General features: G+C 64.8%; 20 protein-coding genes. 4 read left to right on the top strand and 16 right to left on the bottom strand.

Annotation, left to right across the window (positions count from 1 at the left end):
- Positions 1-30 precede the first annotated feature (30 nt).
- The 14 genes from M3I54_RS16695 to M3I54_RS16630 form a co-directional block, all read right to left on the bottom strand.
- Positions 31-1,434, bottom strand: a complete 1,404-nt coding sequence (locus tag M3I54_RS16695; protein WP_254337700.1) for a GH1 family beta-glucosidase — start codon at positions 1,432-1,434, stop codon at positions 31-33.
- Between the two features lie 208 nt (positions 1,435-1,642).
- Positions 1,643-3,319, bottom strand: a complete 1,677-nt coding sequence (locus tag M3I54_RS16690) for a SulP family inorganic anion transporter (protein ID WP_254337698.1) — start codon at positions 3,317-3,319, stop codon at positions 1,643-1,645.
- A 195-nt stretch (positions 3,320-3,514) separates the two neighbouring features.
- Positions 3,515-5,239 carry a SpoVR family protein gene (locus tag M3I54_RS16685; protein WP_254337696.1) on the bottom strand — a complete coding sequence of 575 codons (1,725 nt, stop codon included), beginning with the start codon at positions 5,237-5,239 and terminating at the stop codon, positions 3,515-3,517.
- Complete coding sequence (locus M3I54_RS16680; RefSeq protein ID WP_201697064.1) at positions 5,236-6,504, bottom strand: YeaH/YhbH family protein; 1,269 nt, start codon at positions 6,502-6,504, stop codon at positions 5,236-5,238. The genes M3I54_RS16685 and M3I54_RS16680 overlap by 4 nt, the downstream gene beginning before the upstream one ends.
- A gap of 175 nt (positions 6,505-6,679) precedes the next feature.
- A complete protein-coding gene (locus tag M3I54_RS16675) occupies positions 6,680-8,602 on the bottom strand; it encodes a PrkA family serine protein kinase (protein ID WP_254337693.1) in 1,923 nt (640 codons plus the stop codon).
- A gap of 784 nt (positions 8,603-9,386) precedes the next feature.
- The gene (locus M3I54_RS16670; protein ID WP_254337691.1) at positions 9,387-10,148 is read right to left on the bottom strand and encodes a 2-keto-4-pentenoate hydratase; all 762 of its coding nucleotides are present in this window, start codon (positions 10,146-10,148) and stop codon (positions 9,387-9,389) included.
- A gap of 378 nt (positions 10,149-10,526) precedes the next feature.
- Positions 10,527-12,311, bottom strand: a complete 1,785-nt coding sequence (locus M3I54_RS16665) for a methyl-accepting chemotaxis protein (RefSeq protein WP_254337689.1) — start codon at positions 12,309-12,311, stop codon at positions 10,527-10,529.
- Positions 12,312-12,503: 192 nt separating this feature from the next.
- Positions 12,504-13,445: a ribokinase gene (gene rbsK / locus M3I54_RS16660; protein WP_309249613.1), complete on the bottom strand. Its 942-nt coding sequence runs from the start codon at positions 13,443-13,445 to the stop codon at positions 12,504-12,506.
- Between the two features lie 44 nt (positions 13,446-13,489).
- Entirely contained in the window at positions 13,490-14,527 is a 1,038-nt protein-coding gene (locus M3I54_RS16655) for a LacI family DNA-binding transcriptional regulator (RefSeq protein ID WP_254337687.1), read from the bottom strand.
- Between the two features lie 139 nt (positions 14,528-14,666).
- Positions 14,667-15,755, bottom strand: a complete 1,089-nt coding sequence (locus M3I54_RS16650; protein ID WP_254337685.1) for an ABC transporter permease — start codon at positions 15,753-15,755, stop codon at positions 14,667-14,669.
- Complete coding sequence (locus M3I54_RS16645; protein WP_254337683.1) at positions 15,752-17,455, bottom strand: sugar ABC transporter ATP-binding protein; 1,704 nt, start codon at positions 17,453-17,455, stop codon at positions 15,752-15,754. The genes M3I54_RS16650 and M3I54_RS16645 overlap by 4 nt, the downstream gene beginning before the upstream one ends.
- A 266-nt stretch (positions 17,456-17,721) precedes the next feature.
- Positions 17,722-18,684, bottom strand: coding sequence for a sugar ABC transporter substrate-binding protein (locus tag M3I54_RS16640; protein ID WP_254337681.1), 963 nt, complete (start codon positions 18,682-18,684; stop codon positions 17,722-17,724).
- Between the two features lie 155 nt (positions 18,685-18,839).
- Positions 18,840-19,817, bottom strand: a complete 978-nt coding sequence (gene corA, locus M3I54_RS16635) for a magnesium/cobalt transporter CorA (RefSeq protein ID WP_254337679.1) — start codon at positions 19,815-19,817, stop codon at positions 18,840-18,842.
- A 206-nt stretch (positions 19,818-20,023) separates the two neighbouring features.
- Entirely contained in the window at positions 20,024-20,470 is a 447-nt protein-coding gene (locus M3I54_RS16630; RefSeq protein WP_254337677.1) for a hypothetical protein, read from the bottom strand.
- Positions 20,471-20,623: 153 nt separating this feature from the next.
- Here M3I54_RS16630 and cydX point away from each other — a divergent pair, with 153 nt between their 5' ends.
- Together cydX and M3I54_RS16620 are read left to right on the top strand one after the other, a co-directional pair.
- Positions 20,624-20,803: a cytochrome bd-I oxidase subunit CydX gene (gene cydX, locus M3I54_RS16625; RefSeq protein WP_254337675.1), complete on the top strand. Its 180-nt coding sequence runs from the start codon at positions 20,624-20,626 to the stop codon at positions 20,801-20,803.
- On the top strand, positions 20,800-21,393 hold the full coding sequence (locus tag M3I54_RS16620) for an ATP-binding protein (protein ID WP_254337673.1): 594 nt from the start codon (positions 20,800-20,802) through the stop codon (positions 21,391-21,393). Before cydX ends, M3I54_RS16620 begins: the two co-directional genes overlap by 4 nt.
- A gap of 4 nt (positions 21,394-21,397) precedes the next feature.
- On the opposite strand, the gene M3I54_RS16615 is transcribed toward M3I54_RS16620, so the two are convergent.
- Together M3I54_RS16615 and M3I54_RS16610 are read right to left on the bottom strand one after the other, a co-directional pair.
- Positions 21,398-22,501 carry a saccharopine dehydrogenase family protein gene (locus tag M3I54_RS16615; RefSeq protein ID WP_254337671.1) on the bottom strand — a complete coding sequence of 368 codons (1,104 nt, stop codon included), beginning with the start codon at positions 22,499-22,501 and terminating at the stop codon, positions 21,398-21,400.
- Between the two features lie 221 nt (positions 22,502-22,722).
- Positions 22,723-23,187: an Lrp/AsnC family transcriptional regulator gene (locus M3I54_RS16610; protein WP_254337669.1), complete on the bottom strand. Its 465-nt coding sequence runs from the start codon at positions 23,185-23,187 to the stop codon at positions 22,723-22,725.
- Positions 23,188-23,413: 226 nt separating this feature from the next.
- On the opposite strand from M3I54_RS16610, the gene M3I54_RS16605 reads away from it, so the two are divergent.
- Positions 23,414-23,965, top strand: a complete 552-nt coding sequence (locus tag M3I54_RS16605) for a Spy/CpxP family protein refolding chaperone (protein WP_254337667.1) — start codon at positions 23,414-23,416, stop codon at positions 23,963-23,965.
- A 159-nt stretch (positions 23,966-24,124) separates the two neighbouring features.
- Positions 24,125-24,559: a PGDYG domain-containing protein gene (locus tag M3I54_RS16600; protein WP_254337665.1), complete on the top strand. Its 435-nt coding sequence runs from the start codon at positions 24,125-24,127 to the stop codon at positions 24,557-24,559.
- Positions 24,560-24,591: the final 32 nt, after the last annotated feature.

Below are 24,591 nucleotides of genomic sequence, written 5' to 3'. Positions count from 1 at the left end.
GTAACCCTGTCAAACGCCCTTGAAGTGCCATCAAGCGCCGTCAAGCGCACGCCGCTGCGCGATGAAATGCGCAATGAGTTCCGCGCTGCGCTTGGGCGTGCGAACCTGTGTGTCGTAATCGACATGCACGACGCCAAAGCGCCGCTCATAGCCGAACGCCCATTCGAAGTTGTCGAGCAGCGACCAGACGAAATAGCCGCGCACGTCCACGCCGGCCTTGATCGCGGCGTCCACCGCGGCAAGATGGCGCTTGAGGAACGAGATGCGCTGCGTGTCGTTCACCTCGCCGTCGCTCACGCGGTCGTCCGAAGCCATGCCGTTCTCGGTGATATAGATGGGCGGCAGGTTCTCATAGGTGCGCCCGAAACCAATCAGCAGGTCGCGCAGACCGTCGGGGTGAACTTCCCACCCCATTTGCGTGCGCTCGACGTCCTTCAGCGGCACTTCGACGAAGCCGTGCGCGCCGTCGCTCTTCACGTTGGTGCGGAAGTAGTAGTTGATGCCGACGAAATCGAGCGGCGCCGAGATCGTCTTCATGTCGCCTTCGAGCACGAGCGGCTCGGTGCCCGGCCACAGCTCGAAGAGTTCTTCGGGATACACGCCCTTGAGCAGCGGATCGAGAATCCACGCGTTGTGCTGCACTTCGAAGCGGCGCGCGGCGCGCTCATCTTCCGGCGACTGCGAATCGGGCGTGCCGCGCCCCACGTTCGCCACGATGCCCTTGGTCGAGCCCGGATCGTTCGCGCGCAGCACGCCGGTGGCCAGGCCGTGCCCGAGCAGCAGATGATGCATGGCCTGGGTGGCGAAGCGACCGTTTGCGAGCCCCGGCGCATGATGGCCGTTGCCGTAGCCGAGGTACGCCGAGCACCACGGCTCGTTGAGCGTCATCCATGCGTCGACGAGGCCGGATAGTTCGCGGCTCATGAGGTCCGCGTAGTCGGCGAAGCGGTATGCGGTATCGCGGTTGAGCCAGCCGCCGCGATCTTCCAGATGCTGCGGCAGGTCCCAGTGGTAGAGCGTGGCAAAGGTGCGCACACCCTTCTCCTTCAGGTGCTCCAGCAAGCGCTTGTAGAACGCGATGCCTTTTGCATTGGGCCGCCCTGCTTCGTCCATCACGCGCGGCCACGCGATCGAAAAGCGATATGCCTCGAAGTTCAGGCTTTCGAGCAGGTCGAGATCGGCCTCCCAGCGGTGATAGTGGTCGCAGGCCACGGCGCCCGTGTCGCCTGCGAGCACCTTGCCTGGCGTAGCGCTGAACGTGTCCCAGATCGACGGCAGGCGGCCGTCTTCGTGAATCGCGCCCTCGATCTGATACGAAGCCGTGGCCGCGCCAAGGAGGAAGTCGCTACGCCACAGCGCGGAACTGGCGGGCGGAGTGAACGGATCGTCGGCAACTGCGGCGGCGGAATGCGGCGATGCGGTGTCCTGAGTCACGAAGCCTCCTGCGCGGGAATCACCGGTGTATGCGTTTTGGGCAGCCGGATCGGATTGGAGTGGAAGCGCTTCCACAGCGCTTGAGGCGCACAATAGCAGTGGCTAATTCCGGCGGGCAATCGGGGTTTTTCTGGAGATTTTTATGTAGCTGCTTCACATGTTTTTTGGACTACACAGCTCGTCGGCTTGTAGCATGGCTACACGAGCGTCACGCATCCGAGCGCGACGCCAGTTCGGGACGCACCGCCGCGAGCGCTTCGTGAAGGGTCGGGAAGATGTTCGCACGGCCCACCACGGGCGTGATGCCATGCCGATCCATGTCTGAAAGCAGATAGCGGTTCACGCGCCCGAAAATCACCTTCACGCCGCGCTCCGCGAGTGCCGAGCAAAGGTCGATCACGGCGCGCCCCGCGGAATAATCGAGATCGGTAATTGCCCCCGCATCCACGACCACGCAACGCACGGGCGACGGCGCCCGATCGATCAGCGCGCGCAGTTCGTCGACGAACAAGTGGTCGTTCGCATAGAACAGGTCCGCACCGAACCGGTAGACGATCAGCCCCGGCGCCGTGAGCTGGCCCGCTTGCGCGGGTTCGGGCAGCCAGTGCCCCTCCTCGTTCGGCACGAGCACCATGGTGTGCGGCCGGTAGCTATGGCGTACGTGGCGCAGCAATGAAAGGCCGATGGCGATGAGGATGCCGTTCTCCACGCCGATCACGACAACGGCGAGCGCCGTCGTCACCGCAAGCCGGAATTCGCCGGGACTTTCGCGGCGAATGTCGACCAGCTGGCGAATGTTCACGAGTCCCACGGCAATCGTGAAGACGATCGCGGCCAGTACGCAATGCGGCAGATACTGCAGCAGGCGGCTGAAGAACAACAACACCACGAGCACGACGCCCGCAAACACGAGCTGCGCGAACTGGCTGCGCGCGCCGGCCTGATCGGCCATGGCGGTCTGCGTGAGGCTGCCGTTCACGACGAAAGCGCCGCTCATCGAAGCCGCCGCATTGGCCGCCGCGAGGCCGAGGAGGTTGGCGTCCTCGTCGGTGCGCTCGCCGTAGCGCTCGGCAAACGCGCGGCTCGTGGCAGCGCTCTGCGCGACGATGATGACGAAGCACGACGCCGCCACCTGCAGCAAATCGATCATCTGGAACCAGCCCACGGCGGGAAAACTCATGCGCGGCAAGCCGCCCTGCACCGGGCCGATCACCGAAATTCCGTGGCCCGCGAAGTTCAGCATGGCGCTCGCTGCGATGCTCCCCACCACGGCGACGAGCGGCACCGGCCAGCGAGGCCGGAACTTCTTGAAGATCAGGATCGCGGCCACGACGACCACGGCGATGCCAGGCGTCGGCCAGTGAATCGTGCCCAACTGCGTGACGATCTGCTTGACCTGAAGGACCGTGCGGCGTGAATTGACAGTAATGCCAAGCATGTCGCCGAGCATCGCCACGCCCACCTGCACGCCCACGCCCGTGAGAAAACCCGCGAGGACGGTGCGAGACAGAAAATCCGCGAGAAAGCCGAGACGAAACACGCGCGCGATCAACAGCATCACGGCCGTGAGCAAGGCGGTCATGCCCGCGAGCGCGACATACTCGGCGCTCGAAGGCGCCGCCATGGTCGTGAGGCGGCTCGCGAAAATGGTGGCCGTGGCGGAATCGGCGGCGACCACGAGATGACGCGACGCGCCGAAGAGCGCGAACGCAACGAGCGGCAGAAAGCCCGTGTACAGACCGGTTACGGCAGGCATGCCCGCGATGCGCGCGTAGCCAAGCAGTTGCGGCACGTTCATCGAGGCAAGCTGCACGCCGGCGAGCGCATCGCGCAGTGCAGACGTGCGAGAAAGCGGCCGCACGCCGCGAAACAGTTCAAACGCCATTACGCCATCCTTTCGAAATCCGCCTCTACGCGCGGTGTTTTTTAGCTGCGGGTTCACTGGCGCAGTATGTTAGCGCGCGTGGGCGCTCCAGTACGTTCTCGATTGCAACGTCGTTGCACGCGCATCAATGAAAGAGGCCAGCCCGCAGGCTGGCCTCATGACTTATGCGCTCAATCGCGTCACGTAGCGAGCTGGCTATACCCGGATCGGCGGCGGCATATAACGGCATTCGTAGCGTTTTCGGACCGTGCCGTTCTCGTCCACGCTTTCGAGGAACACGTCGAACTGCCAGAGGCGCGCCATGTGGCGCAGCACTTCGTCGGTGTCGCCCGTAAGGTGACGATTGTCGCTCATGAAGTGACGCAGCGTGAGGCTGCGATCGCCGCGCGTGTTCACCGACCACACCTGAATATTCGGCTCGCGGTGATGCATGTCGTACTGACGCGAGAGCGCCTGGCGTACGTACTGGTAGCCGCTTTCGTCGTGGATGGCCGAGACTTCGAGCGCGTCGCGCATATCGTCGTCAAGCACCGAGAAAAGCCGCATTTCGCGGATCAGATGTGGCGACAAATACTGTGCCACGAAGCTCTCATCCTTGAAATTGCGCATGGCATAGTGCAGCGCCTTGAGCCATGGACTGCCGGCCAGCTCAGGGAACCACTTGCGGTCCTCCTCCGTGGGGTTCTCGCAGATGCGGCGAATGTCGCTCATCATCGAGAATCCGAGCGCATACGGATTGATACCGCTGTAATACGGCTTCGTCACCGGCGGCTGATAGATCACGTTGCTATGCGAATGGAGGAACTCCATCATGAAGCCGTCTTCGAGCTTGCCCTGCGTATAAAGCGTATTGAGCAGGGTGTAATGCCAAAACGTGGCCCAGCCTTCGTTCATGACCTGGGTCTGCCGCTGCGGGTAGAAGTATTGCCCGATCTTGCGCACGATGCGGATGACTTCGCGCTCCCACGGTTCGAGCAGCGGCGAGTTCTTTTCCGCGAAATACAGCAGGTTTTCCTGCGGCTCCGGTGGAAAGCGCTCGTCGATCTCCTCGGCAACGGGCATTTGCTGCTTGGGCAGCGTGCGCCAGAGCTCATTTACCTGGGACTGCAGATAAGCCTCGCGGTCCCGGCGCAATGCGGCCTCGCGTTCCAGCGATAGCTTTTGCGGACGTTTGTAGCGGTCTACGCCGTAATTCATGAGCGCGTGGCACGAGTCGAGCAACTCTTCCACGCGGTCGAGACCATAGCGTTCCTCGCATTCAGCGATGTAATTCTTCGCATAGACGAGGTAGTCGATGATGGCGTGCGCATCCGTCCAAAGACGGAATAGATAGTTGCCCTTGAAGAACGAGTTGTGCCCGTACGCGGCGTGCGCGATCACGAGCGCCTGCATCGTCATGGTGTTCTCTTCCATGAGATACGCAATGCAGGGGTTGGAGTTGATGACGATCTCGTAGGCGAGACCCATCTGGCCGCGGCGATAGCTCTTTTCGGTAGAGAGAAAGTGCTTGCCGAACGACCAGTGGCGATAGTTCACCGGCATGCCAACGGACGCATAAGCGTCCATCATCTGCTCGGCGCTGATCAATTCGAGCTGGATCGGATAAACATCCAGTTCGTATTGCTCTGCAACATGCGAGATATGAGTGTCGTACTCCTCGATGAGTTCGAAGGTCCAGTCGGAGGGGCACGGCAACGGCCGTTTGTCGGCTACGTTCATTTGCACTTCCCTTTGCTGGGCGAGCCCATGCTCCTTGTGGCGAGCAGCCCCGGCGGCAGGTCCGGGCGCTTCGGCGTCTTCGCGGTGGCCGGGCTTGCGCTCGTCACCGTGTTCACCATGATGCCCTTTTTCGTGGCCGCTCGTCTTCCGGCGCTCCGGCTGGTAGCCGCGCGCCTCATTGTGCAGGTGGCGTGTCGTCATGAGTGCTCCACCTGCTTTTCGAAAAGCTCCCGGAACACCGGGTAGATGTCCGCCGCGGTGTCGACTTTTTTCATCGCCAGATGCGGTTCGGTGAGTGCGAGCTGCGCGTATTCAAGCCAGAGGTTCTGCTCCTCCGGCGTCACCTGAATATACGCAAAATAGCGCACCTGAGTCAGTATGTCATCCGCGAGAATCTTGCGGCATTTGGGTGAATCATCAGTCCAATTGTCGCCGTCCGAAGCCTGTGCGCCGTAGATGTTCCAGTCGCTGGGCGAATAACGGTCCTCGATCACTTTTTTCATCAGTTCCAGCGCGCTCGACACGACCGTGCCGCCGCTTTCGGTGGAATGAAAGAAGGTGTCCTCGTCCACTTCCTCGGCGCGCGTGTGGTGGCGAATGAAGACCACCTCGATCTTTTCGTAATTGCGCTTGAGGAACAGGTAGAGAAGGATGAAGAAGCGCTTGGACAAGTCCTTGCGCTGCTCGTCCATCGAGCCCGACACGTCCATCAGGCAGAACATCACCGCCTGGCTCGACGGTTGCGGCTGCTTCACGCGATTCACGTAACGCAGATCGAACGGGTCGATGAACGGAATGCGCCAGATGCGCCCGCGCAGGTGATGAATCTGCTCTTCGAGCACCGCGATCTCTTCGCGCCGGTCGGCAGGGTCGGCCTTGAGCGCTTCGAGTTGCTCTTCGAGTTCGTGCAGTTCGTTGACGAGCGGCGCACCGAGCGCGATGCGCCGGCCGAGCGCACTGCGCAGCGAGCGTACGACGTCGATGTTGTTCGGCGTGCCCTCGGCAGCCCAGCCCGCGCGGATGCTCTTCCACGTAGGCACGGCCATGAGATGGGTTTTGACGAGACGCGGCAGTTCGAGGTCGTCGAAGAAGTACTGCATGAATTCTTCGCGCGAGAGTTCGAACACGAAGTCGTCCTGACCTTCGCCCTCGTTGCTCGCCTGGCTGCCGCCACCGCCCCCGCCGCCCTGTGGCCGCGGAATGCGGTCGCCGCGAATGTAGTCCTCGTTGCCTGGGTGAACCATTTCGCGCTTGCCGCCAGGGCCGTGCCGGAACGACGGCTCCGCGATGTCCTTGCGCGGGATGGTGATGCTCTGGTTGCTTTGTATGTCCTTGATGCTGCGGTCACGCACCGCTTCCGAAACGGCGTGACGAATATAGTTCTTCACGCGGCGCAAAAAGCGCTCGCGGTTAGCGATGCTCTTGTTCTTTCCGGCTAGCCTGCGGTCGATGATTTGATGAAGCACATTCAGTCTCCCGCTCCAGTTGCGAATGGGCGAGGTGCGCAGTGTTCATTGCCGCGTCCGCCATCGTGCGTGCCGCGTTCACCCGCTCATGGCCACGCCGCCTACGCCCCGCCTGGGGTCCGCTTGCGCCGCCGCAAAACTGCGGCAGCGCATTCGGACGGTAAAGCCTCTACGTTCACGACGACTTGCGCACCCGCAGATACCAGTCGCAGAGCAACCGGACCTGCTTCGGCGTGTAGCCCTTCGCCACCATGCGGTTGACGAAGTCTTCGTGCTTGCGCTGCTCTTCCGCCGAGCCTTTCGCATTGAACGAGATGACCGGCAAAAGTTCTTCCGTGTTCGAAAACATTTTCTTTTCGATCACCACGCGCAGCTTCTCATAGCTGATCCAGGCCGGATTCTTGCCGGCATTGGCGGCACGCGCGCGCAGCACGAAGTTCACGATCTCGTTGCGGAAGTCCTTCGGGTTGCTGATGCCCGCGGGCTTCTCGATCTTCTCGAGCTCGGCATTCAACGCCGCGCGGTCGAAGCTTTCGCCCGTGTCGTGGTCGCGGAACTCCTGGTCCTGAATCCAGAAGTCGGCGTACGTGACATAGCGGTCGAAGATGTTCTGCCCGTATTCGGAATACGACTCGAGGTAAGCGGTCTGGATTTCCTTGCCGATGAACTCCGCGTAACGCGAGGCCAGCACGTCCTTTACGAACGACAGATACTTCTGTTCGGTTTCCGGCGGGAACTGCTCGCGCTCGATCTGCTGTTCGAGTACATACATGAGGTGCACTGGATTCGCGGCCACTTCGGTCGAGTCGAAGTTGAACACGCGCGAGAGAATCTTGAACGCGAAGCGCGTGGACACCCCGTTCATCCCTTCGTCCACGCCCGCGAAGTCGCGGTACTCCTGGTACGACTTCGCTTTTGGATCGGTGTCCTTGAGGTTTTCGCCGTCGTACACCTGCATCTTCGAGAAGAGACTGGAGTTCTCCGGCTCCTGCAAGCGCGTGAGCACCGACATCTGCGACATCATCTTCAGCGTGCCCGGCGCACACACAGCCTCGGCCAGTGACGAATTGCGCAACAGCTTCTCGTAGATCTTCATCTCTTCCGAGTAGCGCAGGCAGTACGGCACCTTCACCACGAAGATACGATCGAGCAGTGCCTCGTTGTTGCGGTTGTTGCGGAACGCCTTCCACTCCGACTCGTTCGAGTGCGCGAGGATGATGCCGTTGAACGGAATCGCCCCGAATCCTTCGGTGCCCTTGAAGTTACCTTCCTGGGTGGCCGTGAGTAGCGGGTGCAGCACCTTGATCGGCGCCTTGAACATTTCGACGAATTCGAGCAAGCCCTGATTCGCGAGACACAGGCCGCCTGAGTAGCTATACGCGTCTGCGTCGTCCTGTGCGTATTGCTCGAGCTTGCGGATGTCCACCTTGCCGACGAGCGACGAGATGTCCTGATTGTTTTCGTCGCCAGGCTCGGTCTTCGCAATGCCGATCTGGCGCAGGATGGACGGGAAGCGGCGCACCACGCGGAACTTGCGGATGTCGCCGTTGTATTCGTGCAGGCGCTTCACCGCCCACGGGCTCAAGATGCTCCTCAGGTAGCGGCGAGGTATGCCGTATTGCTCTTCGAGTATGGGACCGTCTTCGTCGTAGTCGAAAAGCCCTAGCGGAGATTCGTTCACGGGCGAGCCCTTGATCGAGTAGAACGGCACGCGCTCCATGAGCTGCTTCAGACGCTCGGCGATGGAGGACTTGCCGCCGCCCACCGGACCGAGCAGATAGAGAATCTGCTTCTTCTCTTCGAGTCCTTGCGCCGCATGGCGGAAGTACGCGACGACCTGCTCGATCACGTCTTCCATGCCATAGAACTCGCGGAATGCGGGATACACCTTGATGACCTTGTTCGCAAAGATGCGCGACAGACGCGGGTCGTTGCGGGTGTCGATCTGTTCGGGTTCGCCGATTGCCGTCAGCATGCGTTCGCCAGCCGTGGCGTACGCATTGGGATCTTCCTTGCAGAGCGCGAGATACTCCTCGAGCGAGAACTCCTCCTCTCGCGTTTTTTCGAAGCGGGTCGCGAAGCTGCTGTAGATATCCATGCTACCTCCTCGCCGAGATCTGCGACCGATGTCGTGCGCGGCGCGCTATTCGGAAACGACATCGCTCAAATTCATCCTAAACCCTTTTGAAATTTTTCGCACCGTTAAATCGCGCCGGATGTGCCCTCGAAAGCTAAGCATTTTTGAGCGCTTGGAGGGCGCCAGACAACGACTTACAATGATCTTCCCCACTGGTGCAAATTTCAGACCGGGGTCACGCTCCCTCTCAAACGCTGTGCCGCGTGTTGGCCAATTCTGTCGGGCCGGGCATTCGCAGCAACAAGCTTTTTACCTGATGTTCGACCGGTTTTCGCCTTGTCATCCGGCTTGTCCGGCGCAACGGCATACGCAGCGCCTCTTCATCAAACGCACCATTGCAGCGCCGGTGCACACCCACTCGTTACGATTTGTTCGCGAGCCCGCATAGCGCGCTCGCATTGCGCACTGCCACGCAATTGTTGTGAGCACGCGTCAATGCGAATTTTTTCCCTTTTTACGCGTCGATTCCGCCATCGTCGGTGACCTGCCGCGCATTCTTGCGCGGATGCGAGCCGACGCTGACAAGCCCTGTCGGCAGTAGTGGTTTTCCCGCTCCAATCGAACGACGCGCGAACGACGCGCGCACGCCTGCGATGAAGATGACGCGCGTGACAGGTTGCCAGGTTTACACCCATGAGGTGCACAGCGCGCACAAAAAAATAAAGCCGCCGCGCGATGCGCGCGGCGGCCGTTCGTTAGAACAAATGTGACAGGTGCGACAGTTACATGGCGCGCCCTGGGCTACCTAGACGAACTCGACTTCGACTTCCCCTAACCCGTCGATATGGCCGTGCAGGAGACCCGGTGTATCGATGCGGTGCGCACCGACATAGGTGCCGGTCGTAATGGTCCATTCGGGCTCGATCGTGATGCCCATTGCGGCGCAATGATTGACGAACCAGACGAGCAGTTCGCGTGGATCGCCAGCGGGGTTGCCCGGCGCCTCCGGCACGAGCGAGGCGCCGTCGAACGTCAGTTCGAGCTCGGGTGCTACAAAATCGAGCACGCGGGCAAGCGCTGGGTAGGGCAGCGCATGGCCGGTCACGAGTGCGCCATTGTTCTGTGCATCGGCGAGCTGGGCGAGCGGCGCGACGTTGGGCCACTGCGCGAAACGGCTATCGACGATCTCGATGGCCGGCAGGATCTGGCCGACGCGCGCGAGCACCTCGTCGCGCGCATAGGCTTCGGCGCGAGGGACGATCGGTTCCGAAAAGCGAAACGCGATCTCCAGTTCCACGAGCACGCGGAAGAAGTGGCGACGCTCGAAGCGCGCCGGCGAGGCGTGCACGAGCGGCGCCGGGATCGGCGCGCCGGAGGCGGGGCCGCCCGGGGCGCGCGCGCCCACCTTCCAGCCGCCCGTGGTCGTTTCGAGCCCGGCGAGCACCGCCTGCTGGATCGCGTAGGCCGTGGCCGCATCCGGCGGTATGCGCTCGGGTTCCAGCGTTTCGATCAGATGATGATGCCGGCGCGCATTCACGAGGCGTTGCGCGAGATCGTCATGCGTCATGTCGGGTTCCTTGTTTGTGCTGTCATGCGGCACCGGCGCTCGATGCCGGCGCAATCCGTCCTGCATGGCGCTGTGCGCCCTCCCTTGCTGTGCGGCGCGGGTCCTTCCCCTCCGGCGCCACCCCGTGCGGTCCGCTCGTGCGTGGGCACGGGCTGAACCGTCCAGCACAGCGCCATGCCGCTCGCGGGCACCGCTCGGCGCCGCAGTGTAGCGCGCCGACCGGGCCGCGCAGATGACACGGCTGACAATGTACCGTAACGGCGCGCGCATGGCGCACGGCGGGGCCGCACAACGGGGTCAAAGACGCAAAAAAAAGCCGCTGCGGCGCAGCGGCTGGCTATCGTGCGCGGACGGCCCGCGCGTCTGATCGGAAGAACTTCAGAAGGTTTCCCAGTCGCCGTTCGAACCGGCGCCCGACGCCACAGCACTCACGGGCGCGCTCGAGGCTGCCGCGGGCCGTGCGGCCGGCTGGACGGGAGCGGGAGCGGGAGGGCGGCGCGGCGCGCGCTTTGGCGCAGGCGCAGAAGCCCCGCTGGCCGATGCCGGGCGCGAGACGGAACGGGAGACAGAAGCCGCCCTGGCGGCTACCCGCACGGGCTGCACCGGCACCACGCCGCCCGCTGTGTCATCCAGGTTAAACACCGCGACAGCCTGGCGCAGGCGTCCGGCCTGGTCCTCGAGCGACTGCGCCGCGGCCGCCGCCTCCTCGACGAGCGCCGCGTTCTGCTGGGTCACCTCGTCCATCTGCGTGACCGCGCGCGCGACCTGGTCGATGCCCCCCGACTGCTCCTGCGAAGCCGCCGCGATCTCGCCCATGATGTCGGTCACGCGCTGCACCGCGGCGATGATCTCGGTCATCGTGCGGCCCGCCTCGTCGACGAGCGCCGAACCCGCCTGCACGCGCTCGACCGAGGTGTCGATGAGCCCCTTGATCTCCTTGGCCGCCGCCGACGCGCGCTGCGCGAGGCTGCGCACCTCGCCCGCCACCACGGCGAAGCCGCGCCCTTCCTCGCCCGCGCGCGCCGCTTCGACGGCCGCGTTGAGCGCGAGGATGTTGGTCTGGAAGGCGATGCCCTCGATGATCGTGATGATGTCTGCGATCTTCGCGGAGCTGTCGTTGATGTCGCCCATCGTGCCGACCACCTGATTGACGACCGAGCTGCCCTTGTTGGCGATTTCCGAGGCGTTAGCGGCGAGCGCGCTGGCCTGGCGGGCGTTGTCGGCGTTCTGCTTCACGGTGCCCGTGAGCTGCTCCATGCTCGAAGCGGTCTCCTGGAGCGCCGAAGCCTGCTCTTCGGTGCGCGACGAGAGGTCGAGGTTGCCCGCGGCGATCTCGCGCGTGGCGGTGGCGATCGATTCGGTGCCCGAGCGCACCGAGCGCACCGTTTCGGTGAGGCTGCGCTGCATTTGCGCGACACCGCCCAGCAGTTCGCCCATCTCGTCGTTGCGGCGCACGACCACGGGCCGGCGCAAATCGCCGGCGGCGATCGCATGGAAAGCGCCGAGCGCTTCGCCGAGCGGCTCCGCAATGGCGCGGCGCAGCGAGAAGAACGAATAGGCGGCCGCGCCAATGCCCACGAGCAACGCCGCGATGCACGCGATGCGCAGTTGCGAGAACGCGCCCTGGGCGTCGTCGAAGCCCTGCTGGGCTTGCGTCATCTGGAACTTGTCGAGCACGGCGTCGGCCTTCGAGAGCCCGTCGTAGGCCTCCTTGAGTGCCTTGGCGCCCGCCACGACCTTCGCCTGATCGCCCGACTGGACGGTCGTCATGAACTGGTCCGCGATCTGGTGCAGGGCGTCGCGCCGGGCCTCGACCTCCTGGGCGAGGCGCGCTTCCTCACCGTCGTGCGGCAAGGCCATGTACTTCTTCCAGAAGTCGTCCGACACGCCACGCAGCATCCGCGCGCGATCAATCGTCGCGGCGGCGTCGGACGTACCCAGTTCGAAGGCGGCCCGGTCGAGTGCGAGACGCTCGCGCGCCGCGTAGATCTCGGCCAGGTTGACTGCGTGCGAACTGGGCATCTGGTCGGTGAAGGTCTCGCGATACGCGTCGTTCGAACGCGTGAGGCCCAGCAAGCCGACAGCACTGATCGCGACAATCAACGTCGCCAGAAAGCCCATTGTGATGCCGATGCGCGCCTTGATACTGATGCCCTTGCCCATGACTCCCCCAACGCTTGTGGTGTGGTCGGGCCCAGCGCCCGACATCGAGCTGTCGCTCTAACAGGCGTTTACGGCACAGGTTTTCATGGTCTTGAAATGTGTATATGGTATGAAGTATTGTTGAAATACATTCATGCATGGCGGGAATAACTCGCGCCGCGGCAGCTATGGCTGCAAGACGTGCAAATACGTTCAGCCCGCGAGTTCGGCGAGCGTTGGAATGGAAGGTTGAGCGCCCGCGCGCGTGACGGAAACCGACGCCGCACGCAATGCGAAAGCGATGGCTTCGAGCGCAGGGGCACCGACGGCCAGGCGCGCGGCCAGGCCGCCGATGAAGGTGTCGCCGGCCGCCGTCGTGTCCACCGCATTGACGCGTGGCGCGGGCAGATGGGCGGCCGCAGTGCCATCGAGCAGCACGCATACACCCTGCGCACCGAGCGTGACCAGCACGTTGCATGCGCCCGCCTCGCGCAGCGCCAACGCCGCGCGCGCCGCCTCTTCGGGCGTGCTCGCAGGCAAGCCGGTGAGCGCGGCGGCCTCCAGTTCGTTCGGCACGAGATAGTCGATGAGCGGGAGCCACTGCGCGGGCAGCGGCCCCGTAGCGGGCGCTGGATTCAGGATGGTGATCTTGCCGAGCCGCCGCGCGGCGGCGAGCGCGGCCGCCACGGCGTCCGTGGGTATTTCGAGCTGGCAGACCACGACGTCGGCCTGCGCGAGCACGGCCTCATGGCGCGCGATCGTTTCAGGCGTGACCTCGCCGTTGCTGCCAGCCACGATGACGATCGCATTCTGGCTCGCGTCGTCGACCACGATCAGCGCCACGCCAGTCGGCGCACCCGGCGACGTTTCGAGCGCGCCGCAGTCGATACCTTCTGCCACCAGCCCCGCACGCAATACCTCGCCGTTGCTGTCGGCGCCGACCCGGCCGACCATCGCCACCTGGGCGCCCAGGCGCGCCGCGGCCACTGCCTGGTTGCCACCCTTGCCGCCGGCCACCTGGGCAAACGCATTGCCCGCGAGCGTCTCGCCCGGAGCCGGCAAGCGCGGCGCACGCGCGACGAGATCCATATTCAGACTGCCGACCACGGCCACGCGAGCACGCGCGTCGGTCGGCTTTGCTGCATCAGTCGTCACGATGCCTCCTGAATGGCTAACGCCTGCGGTACGACCGCCCTGCCTCAGGCCGCGAGCGGCGCGTATTCCTCCGCGCCGACCCAGGGCCCCGTCGATTCACGAGCGAAGAGCGTAGGCGGCATGACGCGGCGCCGCGCCCTCGCGCCTTCCTCGCGCGCGTTCGCGATGCGCTCGATCAGCGTGAGCGCCGCCATGTCGCCGAGCGCGCGCGCCGGCTGGCCGACCGTCGAGAGCGCGGGCCAGGTGAAGTTGCCGAGCTCGATATCGTCGAAACCGATGATCGAGCAGTCGCCCGGCACGCGCAACCCGCGCTCGGCGGCCGCGCGCAAGGCGCCGATGCCCATCATGTCGTTGCCGGCGAAGATCGCCGTCGGCCGCACGCTGTCGAACAGTTGCGCCGCCGCGCAGTAACCGCCCGCGCCGGAGAAGTCGTTTTCTACGATCGCACCCGGCGCGATCTCCACACCCCGCTCAGACATGGCGCGCAAGAAGCCGTGCATGCGCATCGCGCTCACCGCGGTCGTCACCGGCCCGATGATGCAGCCAATGCGCGAGTGCCCGAGTTCGAGCAGATGCCGGGTGGCGAGCCAGGCGCCGCGCTCGTGGTCGATCTGCACGAGATCGGCGTCGAGTCCCTCGATGTTGCGGTCGATGACGACGATCGGCTCGCGGGTACCGGCAAGCGTCGAGGCCAGCACGGCGTCGTCACCGGCCGAGGCGACGATGAGGCCGTCGATGCGCTTTTCCTGCAGCACGCGCAGGTAGCTGCGCTGCTTGGCCGGGTCGTCGTCGGAGTTGCAGAAGAACACGCAGTAACCCTTGCGCGCGCAGGCGTCCTCAACGCCGCGCGCAAGCTCCGCGAAATACGGGTTGGTGCCGTTCGGCACGAGCAGACCCACGGTCGCCGTGGCACGCGCCTTGAGCGAGCGCGCCACCGCCGACGGCACGTAATTCAGGTCGAGGATCGCACGCTCGACCTTGGCCCGCACGTCCGCCGACACTGGACGCGAATTGTTCACCACATGCGACACCGTCGTGAAAGACACCCCCGCCACGGCGGCCACATCCTTGATCGTCGCCATATTTATGTTGCTCCTGCTTTTTTGCTGCCCTGTTGCTGCCGGCTCTCGGCGCGCCCGTTGTTGGTTTGGTCTGGCGTCGCGTCCCCGGTCATTTCCGCCGGCCCGCGTTGCGTTGCGGACCGCGCCCTCGAAAAATTTGTTATGCCCTGCTGCCTCTACGACTTCGCCTGCTGCGGTACGTGTCGAGCACGACCGCCACGACGATCACAGCGCCGGTGATGATGCGCTTGGTGGGCTCGTTCGCGCCGATCTGCGCGAGGCCCGCGGCCAGCACCGAGATGATCAGCACGCCGAAGAACGTGCTGATGACCGACCCGCGCCCGCCCATCAAGCTCGTGCCGCCGATTACCACCGCCGCGATCACCTGTAGCTCCAGCCCCACGCCCGCGTTCGGATCGGCGGCTTCGAGGCGCGAAATCTGGAACAGCGCCGCGAGCCCGGAAAACGCACCCATCAGCGCGAACACGATCACCTTGTACGGCCGCGGATCGACGCCCGCCAACCGCACCGCCTCCTCATTGGTACCGATACCAATCAGATAGCGTCCGAACACGGTGCGCGTCAGCGTGAGCTGCGCGATCACCATCACCGCCACCGCGATCAGGAACGCCGGCGAAATGCCGAATGCGATCGGGTTCGAGAGAAAGTCGAACGCGTCGCCGATATACGCCGTGCGCGAATTCGTCATCTGGTACGCAAGCCCGCGCGCCGCTTCGAGCACGCCGAGCGAGACGATGAACGACGGGATGCGCCAGCCCACCGTCACCGCGCCCGTGAGCGTGCCCGTGGCCGCCGCGGCGACGAGGCCGAGCAGCGCCGCCGGCAGCGCGCCCCAGCCCCACTTGAGCGACGCCACGCTCACCACCGAAGCGCCGAGCGCGAGTACCGAGCCTACCGAAAGATCGATGCCCGCGATGATCAGCACGAAGGTCATGCCCACGGCCATTACCACGAGATCGGGAATCTGGTTCGCGATCGTGATGAACGTATCGTACGTGAGGAAGTGCGAACTCAGCAGCGAGAACAACACGATCATCGCGATCAGCGCGAGCGCGAGGCCCAGGTAGTTCGACAAGCCAAAGCGCGTCCCCACGGGCTTGCCGCTCGCCTGCATCGCACGCGGCGCCGACTCCGGCGCGGCGGCCGGCACAATTTTGGCCGAACCGGTTTGCCCACTGCTTTCGTCACCCTGCGGCGACGGTTGCCCGCGCAACGGGTCGTTCGTCATGAAGCGCTCCCTCGTGGGTCGTCGTTTCGTTGCTGCAGCTTGCGCGTTTCTACGTGTGGCGGTACATCGCCCGTCCCGGGCAGATCGCACGCGTCGGCGACGAGCGCATCCTCGGCGCGTAGCCCCGCGAACGCAGCGGCCAGCAGCTTATCCTGGCTCCACTCGTCGCGACCGTAGATGGCCGTCATCTTCCCCGCCGACATCACGCCGATGCGGTCGCAGATCAGCATCAGCTCGCGCAGGTCGCTCGACACCACCACGAGCGCCCGGCCTTCGCGCGCGAGCGCGCCCATCAGCGCGTAGATGTCGAACTTCGCGCCGACGTCGATGCCGCGCGTAGGCTCGTCGAACAGCACGACGCGCATCGACTGCGTAATGTCGCGCGCGAGCCAGCGGCCGATCACCACCTTCTGCTGGTTGCCGCCCGAAAGCTCGCCCACCGGCTGCGCGGGTCCGGACGTGCGGATTCGCAGTGCGTCGATCTGCGTGCGCGCCAGCGTGTTCTCGCGCGCCGCGTCCACCACCCCATAGCGCGATACCGCGCCCACGTTGCCAAGCGTCACGTTCGCGGCGAGCGGCTGCGGCAACAGCAGCCCTTCGCCCTTGCGGTCCTCGGTGATGAGCGCGATACCGAGCCGAACCGCGTCGGCTGGCGAGCCGATCTGCACCGGCTCCGGCGTCGCGCCCGGCGTGGGCGCCAGCGCCACCGTGCCGCGCTCCATGCGGTCGGCGCCGTAGATGAGCCGCATCAGCTCCGTCCTGCCTGCGCCGATCAGTCCCGAAACGCCGAAAAGCTCGCCTGCGCGCACGTCGAACGACACGTCGCGCACGGCCTTTGCGCGCGTGAGCCCGTCCACCTTCAAGAGCGGCGCGCCGATGCGCCGCTGCCCCAGATCGATGCGCTCCCCGAGCTCGCGCCCCACCATCAGCGCGACGATGCGCTGGGGCGTGAGGTTTGCCATGGCGTCCACACGCACGAGCTTGCCGTCGCGCAGTACCGCGACGCGCTGCGCGATGCGTTCGAGTTCTTCGAGCCGGTGCGAGATGTAGACGATCGCCACGCCGCGCGCCTTCAGCCGCGCGATCTGCTCGAACAGCAGTTCGACCTCGCGAGCCGTGAGCATGGCCGTCGGCTCGTCGAGGATCAGCACGCGCATGTCGCTGCCATCGGCACCGTCGGCGCTGCCGATCAAATTGCGCGCGATCTCCACGAGTTGCTGATGCCCGATACCCAGCTCCCCCACCGGCGTGTCGGGGTCGATCGCCTCGAGCCCGACTTGCGCCATCGCGGCCCGCGCGTTTTCACGCAGCCGCTTGCGATCGATCCAGCCGAACCGCAGCGGCCCCGACTGCGGCAGGCGGTCCAGAAAAAGATTCTCCGCGACGCTCAGCGTAGGCAGCAGGTTCAGCTCCTGCATGACCATGCGCACGCCGAGCGCCTCGGCTTCGCGGCGGCTCGCCGGGGCGTAGGGGCGGCCCATCAGCGCCATGCTGCCCGCGCTCGGCGCCGTGAGGCCGCTCACGATCTTCGAGAGCGTGCTTTTGCCCGCGCCGTTTTCCCCCGTGAGCGCAAGCACTTCGCCGGCGTGCAGCGCGAGGCTGACGTCGGCGAGCACCGGCTGCTCGTAGGTCTTCCCGACGCCCGTAACCGTAAGCACGGCGGGCGCAGGTGACACTACGTCGGGGACATTTGCATCCATCACGATCCTGTAGTCGCGAGCCGCGCCGCCGGGTTCAACCGGTGAGTCGCGCCGCCCGGATACTGCGGGTCCGCACCGCCGCCGCACGCTCCGGTAGAGCGTGCATCGAACGGCGCGCTGGGCAGCGAATCGCCACACAGCGGAAGACGACCGCCCATGCGGCCATCCCGGTACAAATAACGGCTGCGCGGCGAGATTCTTGAGCGTTTATTGAGTTGCGCACGCAAATACCGCCGCGGCACGCCGTGGCGCCTGCCAGCGGCGCTTTACTTCGTGACGAGCACCACAGGCGTTTCGACGATGCCCGACAACTCCGACTGCTTCTTGTGCTCCTTGAGCGCCTTCAGGGCCGTGTCGATGCCGAACACGGCCTGCTTGGCCGCGTACTGGTCGGCGGTGGCGAGCACGCGGCCGTCCTTGAGCATGGGCTTGATGGCGCCAATGTTGTCGTAGCCGACCACGTACACCTTGCCCTGCTTGCCCGCCGCGCGCACGGCCGACACGGCGCCGATCGCCATGTTGTCGTTGCCGCACAGGAGCGCCTTGATGTCCGGGTATTCATTGAGCATCGCGGAGGCGACGGCGTTGCCCTTGTCGATCTCCCATTCGCCCGATTGCGTCGAGACGATCTTCGCGCCCACGGTATCCATCGCGTCCTTGAAGCCGGCGGTGCGCTGCTGCGCGTTGGTCGTGGTGGAGACGCCCTCGACGATGCCCACCTGGTCGCCCGATTTCAGGCGCTTGGCGAGATAGTCGCCCACGAGGCGGGCGCCCTTGCGGTTGTCCGGGCCGACGAACGGCACGTTCAGGTCCTTGGACTTGAGCACGTCGGCGTCGAGCTTGTTGTCGATGTTCACGACGATGATGCCCGCGTCCACCGCCTTCTTCACGACGGGCACGAGCGCCTTGGAGTCGGCGGGCGCGAGCACGATGGCGTCGACCTTCGAGACGATCATCTGCTCGACGATCTGGATTTGCGCGGCGGTGTCGGTCTCGTTCTTGATGCCGTTGGTGATGAGATCGAACTGGTCAGCATTGTGCTTCTGATAGTCCTTCGCGCCGGTCTCCATGGTGAGGAAGAACTCGTTGGCGAGCGACTTCATGACGAGCGCGACCTTCGGCTTGTGAGGCGCCTGCGCGCGGGCCGCGAGCGGCAAGGCGCCGGTCACGGCGGTCGTGGCGAGCGCGCTGGCGGCGAGGAGGATGCGGCGGCGAATGCGGGAGTTCATTTTTGGAAGTCTCCGGTTTGTCGGGCCCGGCTGGGCCCTGCTTTCTGGTTATGCGCAAACGTTTTCTGCCGGCCCATTCTCGGCGCAGGCGCTGAACGATGTCAACTCGGGTGTCGATGCGGCATCGCAGCAACCCGAAGCTGGCCCGCCCCGCCTCAGAGCCAGTTGATACGACGAAACAGGAAAAACAGGAAGATATCGAGCACGAGCATGGCAGCGAGGCAGATCTGGTAGCCAAACCTGAAATGTAGCTCCGGAATATGCTCGAAGTTCATGCCATAGATGCCCGCAATCATCGTCGGCACGGCGAAGAGCGCGGCGAACGAACCGAGCCGCTTCGTCACCTCGTTCTCCGCGAGCGAGATCATGCCGAGATTCACCTGGATGGCCGTGACGATCATTTCGCGGCGCGCGTCGATCATGTTGGACACGCGCCCGAGGTGGTCGTATACGTCGCGGTAGTACGCTTGCATGCCCACGCAGATCTGCGGAATGCGCCCGCCCACGAGCTTGCCGACGGCATCCACGAGCGGCGTGACGTGATGCGCCAGGATCACGAGACGGCGCTTGAGCGAATAGAGGTCCTCGATGATCGCCCGCGAGCCCGCGAGGTCGTGCTTGTCGAAGATGCGGTCCTCCAGTTCCTCGATTTCGGCGGAGAGCGTTTCGAGCACCGGCGCGTAGCGGTCGACCACGCTATCCATGAGCGCGTAGAGCACGAACCCGGAGCCTTCGCGCAGCAAATCGGGCTCGCGCTCGCAGCGTGCGCGAACGTCGGTGAAACCCTGCTGCGCGCGGTGGCGCGCCGAGAGCACGAAATTGGGGCCGGCGAATACGTTCACCTGGCCTATGATGACTTCGCCGTCGTCGTCGAGTTCGAGCGTGTGGAGCACGCAAAAGAGCGTGTCGCCGTATTCCTCGATTTTCGGCCGCTGGTTGCCGTTCATCACGTCTTCGATGGCGAGCGTATGCAGGCCGAACTCCTCCTTCATCGCCGCCATTTCGCCGGCGTCGGGATCCTTGAGCGCGACCCATACGAAACACTCGGGCTTCGCCAGATAGTCGCTGATGGCTTCGACAGTGACGTCGGCCAGTTTCTTGCCGCCTTGATACGCGACGCAGTTGATTAGCATGTTCCTTTTCTTCCGGGCGGCGGGTCGCGCCCGCGCCGCTTCGAGTTGCACCGGTTGCCAAGTGTAAGGTCTTCTGTCGACCGGCGGCGCCTGGACGGGATTCCCTGCGCCCGTCTGACGGGGCCTGACTGGCGCCTGAGCCCTGTCCGTGCCCGCTGTGCAACGGCGGCGGCCTGCTGGCGGCCGCCTTCCGGCCTACTGCGGGCCTACTGCGCGACGCGGCGCATGCCGATGCTGTCATCCTTGTCGAATGTGACGCTCGCGCGGTTGGTGTAGCGCGGATCCACGAGGAAGCGCAGCTCGATCACGGGATCGAACTGCGTCGTCACGCCGATGCGGTGCACGCCCGGCTTGAGGTAGAACGTGACGTGCTCGCCGTCCATGAGGTCGGTCACGCGCTCGCCGTCGATGTAGACGGGCGCGTCGCGAAATTTGACGATGACGTTGCGGGTGCGCTCGCGGCGCACGTCCACGGCCACGAGGCCCTCGCCCGGCTGGGTGTAGCCCGGCTTCAGGATGCGTTCGGCCGGTACGGGCTTGAATGGCATGGGCTGCGGCTGCTCCTCGGCGCAGCCGCCGAGTGCGAACGCGGTTACCGCCGTGACGGCGGCGGCGAGGCTCGCAATCGACCTGCGCGATGGCATAGGCGGCATGGGCGCTTTCCCGTTCTCGGACCTGCCGTACCCGGCCTGGCTCCTGGTTCGCGCCCATCATATACGTACGGGCGCCAGAGCGATCATCGTTGTTATATGCTGCGGGGAATGCGCGGCAGCGCTCGCAACCGGCATCAAGAGGAGGCAACGGCCATGTGGTACTTCTCGTGGATCCTCGGCATCGGCGTTGCGCTCGGTTTTGGCATCATCAACGTGATGTGGCTCGACGCCAACGGCAAGTTCCTGAACGGACACGGCCCCGGCCAGACCGGCCCGGAAAACGCTCCCTCTGGAGACACCGACACGCAACGCGGCGAGGCACGCCGCCCGTGACAAGACTGGTGTTCTTCTGCGGCCACGCCGGCGCAGGCAAAACGTCGCTCGCCAAACGTCTGTTCGCCCCGCTCGCACGCCAGACCCGTGAGCCGCTCTGCCTGCTGGACAAGGACACGCTCTACGGCAGTTATAGCGCCGCCGCGATGGACGCGCTCACGCACGACCCGAACGATCGCGACAGCCCGCTCTTCCTGCAACATTTTCGCGATCCCGAGTACCAGGGGCTCATCGACACCGCCCGCGAAAACCTCGAGCTTGACGTGAGCGCGCTCGTGGTCGGCCCGCTTTCGCGCGAAGTGCGCGAGCGCAAGCTGTTCGATCGCGCGTGGCTTGGCGTCGGGCAGGAGGTAGGGCTCACCGTGGTGTGGGTGCATACGAGCGAGGACACGGCGCACGCGCGCATCGTCGCGCGCGCCCATCCGATCGACGCCTACAAGCTCGCTCACTGGGACGAATACCGGCAGCGGTGCTTCATGCCGTCGGGCGCGCAGCTCGACGGCCTTCTGCTCTTCGACAACACCGCGCCCGCCGCGGCCGACTACGACGCATTGCTACAACGCATCGTGTCGGCAACGGCATCGACCTGAGATTTCAGGCCACCACCTTCGCGCGGCTGTCGAGCGTCGCGCCTTCGTACACCTGACCAAAGCGGTTCGCGAGGAACTGCTGGAGCGACACCTGCTCCTGGCGCACGAACCCGGCTTGCGGCAGACGCTTTTCGCGGAACAGATCGAGCACCGCGCACATGGCGCCGGCGGTGGTGATCTGGATCGCGCTCATGGGCACGCCGCACACCGTCTTCGCGAAGATCTTGCGCGTGAACACTTCCTGCACGAGCTTGCCGTCGCGCATGCCGGTCACGGTCATGAAGATGAGCACGACGTCCTGCTCCGTGGCGGGCACCGAGCGGCGCATGATGGACTTGAGCGTGTCGCGGTCGCTGGAAAGGCGCAGGTCTTCGAGCAGGAACTGCATGAGCGCGCGATGCCCCGGATAGCGCACCGACTTGTAGTCGAGCGACTCCACTTTGCCTGAAAGCGTCTCGCAGAGCGTGCCCAGGCCGCCCGAGGTATTGAAGGCCTCGTACTCCACGCCGTCGAGCGAAAAATGCTCGAGGCCTTCGAGCGGCTGCACCCACTGCGTGCGGCCGTCGCGGATTGCTTCGCACGGCTGGCAATACTCGTTGATGAGACCGTCCACGCTCCACGTGAGGTTGTACTTGAGCGCGTTGGTGGGGAACTGCGGCAGCGCGCCCACGCGCATCTTGACGTCGCGGATCTCGGTGAAGCGGCTCGCGAGCGCATGCGCCGCAATGCCGATGAAGCCGGGTGCGAGACCACACTGCGGCATGAAGACATGTTCGGAGCCTTCGGCGAGCGCGCGGATCGCGTGGGTCGCGCGCACGTCCTCGGTCAGGTCGAAGTAATGGACGCCCGCGCCCTTCGCCGCCGAGGCGACGTTCACCGCCAGGTAATACGGCAGCGCGTTGATCAGCACGTCGTAACCTTCCAGCGCGCCGCGCAGCGCGGCGGCGTCGCCGGAATCGACACGCGCGGTGGGGATGCCCTGCGCCGCAAGCGGCTCGAGCGCCTTCGCATCGCGGTCGAAGGCCGCGACTTCGTAGTCGCCGCTTTCGCGCAGCATGTGGGCAATGGTGTGGCCGATCAGGCCGGCGCCTGCAATCGCAACTTTCATGTGTCATCTCCTTTGGTTTTCTATGCTTGGGGATGGGCAGCGCCCGCTCAAACACAGTCTAGGGAGAGACAAAAACGGTTCATAGACGCAAAACGATGCGTTTCGACCGAGATTTTCGTCATTATGACGATCAGTTTCGTCGAAATGACGAAAACGTTCCATTTCGATGGTGCATGCCTCGTCGTTCGGCCCGCATTTCAACCTTCGGTTTAGCCCTCGGTTCAGTCCATCACCGAGCCGCGATCGACCTTGCGCGCGAGCACGATCGACGTGGTCGTGCGCTCCACGCCGGGCATGCCGCCGATCTGGTCGAGCAGGTCGTTGAGGCGGTCGGGCGAATCGGCGCGCAGCCACGCCACGTAGTCGTACTCGCCGCTCACCGCGCATAGCAACTGCACTTCGGGCATCTTGCCGAGGCGCTTTTGCACGTCGGGCCCATGGCGCGGCGCGATGATGAGCCCGACCCATGCCTGCAGGCTCGCATCGAGCACGTCCTGGCCCAAGCGCACGCCGTAGCCTGCGATCACCTGTGTGCGTTCGAGCCGCTCGATGCGCGCAAGCACCGTGGTGCGAGCGACGCCCAGGCGCCGTGCGAGATTCGCGACGCTTTCGCGCGCGTTTTCCTGCAGCAGCGCGACGAGGCTGCGGTCGAGGTCGTCGAGTTGATCGAGGCGCGGAGGTCTCATCGGGCGGCGGTCTGTATGGGAAGTCTGAACGGCGTCATTATCGCGCGTGGCTGCGCGCCCCGGGCGGCGCTCGCGGCTTGCAAGCCATGCGCGACGGGTATTTCCACGCGTTTCGTTTGTAAGCAAGTGTCGCAGCCGGGGCGTGGCGTAGCGAGAACGTGGTACTAATATCGGCTGCAGCCCTTCTGGCCATGCTACCCGCTACGAAATGATTCAAGGAGTCACAATGAAGAAAGCTTTCGTCATCCTTGCCGCCTCGCTCTCGATGAGCGGCGCGTTCGCGCAAAGCGCCGCGCCGGCCGCTTCGGCAACCGCCGCGGCCGCGTCGAGCGCCGACGTGCGCGCCGCGCAGCATCAGCAGCGCGTCGAGGAGCGCATCACGTGGCTGCATACGCAGCTCAAGATCACGCCCGAGCAAGAGCCGCAATGGAAGACGTTCGCCGACGTCATGCGCAGCAACGGCGAGACCATGTCCAGTCTCTTCAAGCAGCGTGCGGAAAGCGAAAACTCGCGCAACGCGCTCGACGACATGAAGCAGTACGCGCAGATCGCCCAGGCGCACGCGGACGACATGCAGAAGCTCGTCTCGGCGTTCGAGCCGCTCTATACCAGCCTCTCGCCGGAACAGAAGAAGCTCGCCGATCAGTCCTTCCGCCACGGCAATGAGCACGGCCCGTCGGGCAAGCCGATGAAGCCGAAGCACAAGGGCCACGCCAAGCCGTCCGCAGGCGCCGCAGGTAGCGACACCGAAGCGGCCAGCACGCCGGCCGCGCAGTAAGACGGAGTCAGGCGCACCCGCCAATCGGGCCACGCTCCCATGCGTGCGCGACGGCCCGATCCAGGGTACCCTTGCGGACCGCGCGACGGCCGGGCAGTTTCGCCCGGCCGTCGCTTTTCTGGAAGCCGTTTTTTGTCAAGCAGGTCCGCTGCTGCCGCCATGATTGAACTGACCCAAGTCGACCTGCGTGTCGACCCCGCCGCACAGCGCGTCGTCAAGGACGAGACCGTGAGCGTCGAGTTCGCAGCCCTCGCCGGCGAGCTGATGAGCCTGGAAGGGCCGAACCGCTATGCGCCAGGCGACGCGATCATCACCGGTTCGACCGGCGATCGCTGGGTCGTATCGCGCGATCGATTCGATGCGAAGTACCTGCCGGGAAGCGACACCCTCGCCCACGGCGACCCAGGCGCGTATCGCAACCGCCAGGTCGTGGTCCTCGCAAGGCGCATGGACGAGCCGTTCACGCTCGTGCGTTCGGCCGGCGGCGACAGGCTAAGCGGCGTGGCCGGCGACTGGGTCATGCAATACGCGCCCGGCGACTATGGCGTCGTGCAGGCCGCACGTTTCGCCAAGGTCTACAAGCTCGCCGACTAAGTCTCAGCGCAACGCCGACCGGGCGCGATGCG

Source organism: Paraburkholderia sp. CNPSo 3274 (genome assembly GCF_024206475.1).
GTDB lineage: Bacteria > Pseudomonadota > Gammaproteobacteria > Burkholderiales > Burkholderiaceae > Paraburkholderia.
Note: the sequence above shows the minus strand (reverse complement) of the source record. Positions and strands in the feature narration are given on the sequence as shown.